The following is a 2,060-nucleotide window of genomic DNA, read 5'->3' as shown; positions in this document are numbered from 1 at the left end:
CGCGCCGGCACTGAAGGACGGGCCGGCGCGCCCATCCTTGATCCTCTCCTCGGTCGAGCAGGATCTGGAGGGCGCGCGGCAGGCAGCGCAGTTCGCTCTCGACAACGATCCGTCGCTGGCGGCGATCCGGCCGCAGGATGAAACGCAGACGCAACAGGTTCCGGTCAACCAGTTGCAACTGCCGTCGAACATTCTGCTGGTGCCACCGAAGATGCAGGGCGGCGCGGCGGGCCCGGTCTCTCCCAGCGGCGCGCCACAGCCGCCGCCGCAGATATCAAGCGGAGATCCCGACCAGATCCTGACATTCGGGCCGATCAAGATCCGACGGCACCTCGTCGACACGATCGTCCGGGCCAGCAAGGTCGTGGGCGCCGACCCGACCTTGCTGATGGCGGTCGCCGACAAGGAGTCCTCGTTCTCGACCGGAGTGAAGGCGCAGACGTCCTCCGCCACCGGCCTCTACCAGTTCATCGAGCAGACCTGGCTCGGCGTGATCTATGAGTTCGGGGCGCGGCACGGGCTCGTCGCCGAGGCAAAGCTGATCGGTCGCTCGGGACGGCAGTTCGTCGTCTCCGACGGAAGCGAGCGCCAGCGGATACTCGACATGCGGCGCGAGCCCTATATTTCCGCCCTGCTGGCTGCAGAAATGCTGAAGCGCGACACACTCAGGCTGGAGCGGGCGCTGGGCCGTCATCTGACCGGCGGCGAGATCTACCTGATCCATTTCCTCGGGCCCGACGCAGCCCAGACCTTCATCGAGACGATGGAGGAGACACCGGGTGTCAAGGCGGCGGAACTCCTGCCACGTCCGGCGCAGGCCAACCGGCCGATCTTCTATGCGGATGCCGGCGGCGAGACCAAGACGCTCTCGGTTTCCGAGGTCCACAGGAAGTTCAACGACATGATCAAGGTCAGGCTCGATCGCTACAGCGCGGTGCGGCCGACGATGGGCGCGGGGATCAGCAGGCCGCAGCCGAAGAAATAGGGAGCAGGCACCGGCGCGGGAGCCTTTGCCTCACCAAGCATTCTGCCGCGCGCGATCCGCCCGCGGCTTTCCACCCGCGCTTGTGCGGAACGCAGGAAGGGGAGAATGGATATGGCCGGCAACCGTTTCGAGCAGGTCGACGAACCACAGGTGGACGCCATCACGCTGAGCCTGACGCAACGCGGCGGCGAGGCCTTCGGCCGGGTGCTCTGCCCGGCCGATCTTGCGGCCGGGCATCTGGTCAATGACTTCGTCAGCGACGAATTGGCGGCCAAGGAGGCGTTCCGAACCGCCGTACACCTCGCCAACGAGATCCGGGCACCCCTCGTGGTCACCGATCCTGCGGGTGTCTGGCAGGACGAATGGGGCGCTCTCTACCGGGAGGACTAGATCGACGCTCGTCGGGGCGCCGCCGCGGATCGGGCGGCGCGGCGGCTGCCGGTCATTCCAGCCGGAAATACTTGATCGCCAGGCCGAGCTTGCCACCCTGGCGGGCGAGATCGAGCTTGAGATTGGCGAAGAACTCCGCGGCCGGGGCAGGGTTGGGGCCTGAAAGCACCGGCAGGGGTTCCTGGCTGACGAGCGCGAGCACCGTCTGGGGCCGGGCCGAGCCGCCGGTCGTTTCCAGCTTGAGGTTGAAGATCGCCTTGTTGCCCTCCCGCCGGGTGAAGTTCGCGAGATTGTAGACCAGCCCGTCATCGCCGATCAGTACGACGTCGAGGTTGAGGCCGCCGCCGGCCTCGACCGAGCCGTTCAAGGCGTCGCCGCTCTTCATCGTAAAGGCGCCGATCTGGAGTTTCGGGCTGCGATCGATGGCGATGCCGGGCTGACGCAGGAAATCGACCATCGCGCACTGGGCTGTCGTGACCGGGCGCAGATGGATCTGGGCCTCGAAGCCCTGCGCCGCCTTGAAGGCGTTGTCGAACTTCACGAAGGGCTCGGTCGCACTGCCGAAGCCTTCGACCGTCGCCTTGCGGTCGCCGATGTCGAGAGGCCAGAGGAAGAAGCAGGGACCGCCGTCGTAATCGCGGATGTAGTGCTCGACGCGCTCGGCCGGCGTCAGCGGTACCGGGTC

Annotated in this window: 2 protein-coding genes and 1 pseudogene; 2 read left to right on the top strand and 1 reads right to left on the bottom strand. The window is 66.7% G+C overall.

The genetic code is table 11. The features are described from left to right. Together ACIPIA_RS14940 and ACIPIA_RS14935 are read left to right on the top strand one after the other, a co-directional pair. On the top strand, nt 1-985 hold a 985-nt coding region (locus ACIPIA_RS14940), incomplete at its 5' end, for a transglycosylase SLT domain-containing protein (protein WP_400510688.1). Nucleotides 986-1,096: 111 nt separating this feature from the next. Further along, nucleotides 1,097-1,375: a hypothetical protein gene (locus ACIPIA_RS14935; protein WP_400510686.1), complete on the top strand. Its 279-nt coding sequence runs from the start codon at nt 1,097-1,099 to the stop codon at nt 1,373-1,375. A 52-nt stretch (nt 1,376-1,427) separates the two neighbouring features. Here ACIPIA_RS14935 and ACIPIA_RS14930 read toward each other — a convergent pair. After that, nucleotides 1,428-2,060 (bottom strand): annotated as a pseudogene (locus ACIPIA_RS14930) (hypothetical protein); the annotation flags it as partial.

It is taken from the genome of Allobosea sp. CER48, assembly GCF_044752385.1.
Taxonomy (GTDB): Bacteria; Pseudomonadota; Alphaproteobacteria; order Rhizobiales; family Beijerinckiaceae; genus Allobosea.
This window is presented reverse-complemented; position numbering and strand designations above follow the sequence as displayed.